General features: G+C 40.6%; 4 protein-coding genes. All 4 read left to right on the forward strand.

Annotated elements, in window-relative coordinates; genetic code table 11:
• The first annotated feature begins 104 nt into the window (after positions 1–104).
• Complete coding sequence (locus ACOI7Z_RS27140) at positions 105–515, forward strand: hypothetical protein (protein WP_023307546.1); 411 nt, start codon at positions 105–107, stop codon at positions 513–515.
• 4 nt (positions 516–519) lie between these two features.
• A complete protein-coding gene (locus ACOI7Z_RS27145) occupies positions 520–810 on the forward strand; it encodes a hypothetical protein (protein WP_032423381.1) in 291 nt (96 codons plus the stop codon).
• Between the two features lie 23 nt (positions 811–833).
• Complete coding sequence (locus ACOI7Z_RS27150) at positions 834–1,052, forward strand: hypothetical protein (protein ID WP_023307545.1); 219 nt, start codon at positions 834–836, stop codon at positions 1,050–1,052.
• A partial coding sequence (locus ACOI7Z_RS27155) for a hypothetical protein (protein WP_243211343.1) occupies positions 1,053–1,361 on the forward strand: 309 nt, incomplete at its 3' end.

Consider the following 1,361-nt stretch of genomic DNA (forward strand, 5'->3'; position numbering starts at 1 on the left):
GAAGTTCTCATTTCTGAATTAAAACGAGTGCCCTCTGCGTTGAAAGGGATGGGCGGTAGCGTGTGAAATGAACGTCGATAACGAAAAATGAAAGGATTTGAAAAGTGACTGACTCAATGAAATATCTATGGCTGCTTTTACGCGAAGATTCGTCATATATTTTTATGTTGATGCTGATTGTTGGTTCTGCCGTAATCGTGTCTGCCTTTTTTCAGAGAGTAATCACATCCTGGTGGGGTAAAACCCTCAGTGTGATACTGTGTATGGTGAGTATGATTACTACAGCAACAGGAGTTCTTGATCCTGAGTCAACATATAAACAAATTATAAACAGGAAAGAAAATATCATCTATACGCTGAAAAACTGCAGAGTCTCCGCATTTGAAGCGCAGCAGGCAGGGTTTCTGGCTAAAGCAAAAGATGCCTGGTCTTGCCCGGATGGCGTAACACGGTATATGGATGTGAGATACAGGGATAAGGCAGAGATTAATAAACTCAGTACGGAAGGTAAGTAACGTTATGGATGAATTATTCAAATGGACGATGATGCTGGTATTTTTATTGGCAGGTTATAGCCTGCTGTTTTCTACTGACAGTAATACAGTGCCCGAAGCTCTTTCTCATCACTGGAAAAATGACTGCCGGTTGCTTGAGACCAATATTGATAAAGGGTTTTTCTCTCCTGCGCAAAATCGACTTCAGTGTGGTGATGTTATTGAAAATGTAAGCAAGTCTGATTATGACAGAGCGATGAGTGGCGATAAGCAAACAACTCTCGCAGAGGCAATGAAAGAAATATTCATTCGTTAATATATAAACAGAGGCAATAAAGTATGCATGCCTTTATTTTTCTGGTGCTGATGACGCCGAGTAGTGGTGGTGGAATTTGGGATGTTACTCCTATGCCTAATACAGATGTCTGCATAAAAATGCTACGGGTACTCGAAGCACGTGGAGGCAGAGGTTACGGAAGTAATACAGGAGAGTGCATTGAAATTAAAACACGCGAGCCTTTGAACAGCGTGATGGAAACATTGAGTGAGGGTGGGTAAATGGCTGAGTCTCTGTTAATTTTTGATAGTGATGGTTATGTACGACTGTTTTTTGCAATGGCAATCATTATCTGTGGTTACGGCTATGTAATTATGGGTGTTTTTATAAGAGATGCGCTTGCCTATATTTTAATGTTGTTTGGGCTTACAGGTCTCAGTGCTTTATTTTCTTTCATGGTATTTATGGATAAAAACATGTGGGCCGGTTCTCCTGATTTGACGCTGTCAGTAATAACGGGATTTTTTACAGCCACAGTGATCTTTTATATGTTTTATGTCTTGATTTATTCCTTTGATCGGATGGGGGCC

This window comes from Klebsiella sp. C283 (assembly GCF_048822555.1).
GTDB classification, from domain to species: Bacteria; Pseudomonadota; Gammaproteobacteria; order Enterobacterales; family Enterobacteriaceae; genus Klebsiella; species Klebsiella quasipneumoniae.